1 protein-coding gene is annotated in these 960 nt (G+C 70.7%); it reads left to right on the top strand.

Features of this window, described 5'->3' with window-relative positions; translation table 11 throughout:
* The coding region (locus ACTQXO_RS08715; RefSeq protein ID WP_441033760.1) for a transposase at nucleotides 1-758 on the top strand (758 nt) is incomplete at its 5' end.
* Between the last annotated feature and the right edge of the window lie 202 nt (nucleotides 759-960).

The following is a 960-nucleotide window of genomic DNA, read 5'->3' on the forward strand; positions in this document are numbered from 1 at the left end:
AGGTCGAAGGCATCAGGGACCTCGCCGGCGCCTACGACGGGGCGACCGCGCGCCTGGCGACCGCCAAGCAGCGGCTGCTCGCCTTCCTCGCAAAGCGGGGGTTCGTCTACGGCGGCACCACGCCCGCCGGCAACCCGAGGAAGTACTGGACCTACGACTTCCTGAGGTGGCTCGACAAGGTCAGGCCGGAGGACGATGGCGGGGTTCGGACGCTCGCCGCCCTGAGGAACGAGGTCGAGGCCGCGGCGGAGGCCCGGGCGGACCTGCTCTCCGAGTACAGGGCCGCCGTGGATGCCAGCCCGATCGCCGCGGAGGTGGCCGCCCTCCAGTCGATCAAGGGCTGCGCCTTCGCGCTGGCCGCAGCCTTCTCGGCCGAGGTCGGCGACTTCACGAGGTTCCGTTCCGGAAGGCAGGTCACGGCCTATTTCGGCCTCGCGCCGAGTCAGAGGTCGAGTGGCGACTCCGTGCGGCTCGGAGGCATCAGCGGCGCGGGCAACGCGCTCGTGAGGAAGCTGGCCGTTGAGGGTTCATGGTGCTACGCCGCGGCACGGCACCAGCCGAAGCTCATGCCAAGGGACACGGGCGTGCCCCTCGAGATAAGGATGCACGGGAGGAAGGGGTCCGAGCGGCTCCTGCGGCGGCGCGAGGAGATGCTCGCCCGCGGCATGCCCGCGGCGAAGGCCAACGCGGCCACCGCGGCCGAGCTCGTGAGGTGGCTCTGGGCCCTCGGCATGATGTGCCGGGAGGGCGCGGAATAGACATAGCCCCCGTCCCGGCGAGCCGGGCGGCCTTCGGGGATACCCCCTATTTCGCTGTGCGCGCGGAGCCCTCCGCATGCGCCTCGACAGACTTGGGGAACCCCGCCGAAGGAATGGAGTGCGGGCCGACAGAACGGTATCCGCGGATATGAGACTGAGCCGAAGGCGTCGATGACATGCCGGGGGCGGACCGGGACGGGTT

Origin of the sequence: Collinsella sp. LCP19S3_D5 (assembly GCF_052121415.1) — a bacterium.
Taxonomy (GTDB): domain Bacteria; phylum Actinomycetota; class Coriobacteriia; order Coriobacteriales; family Coriobacteriaceae; genus Collinsella.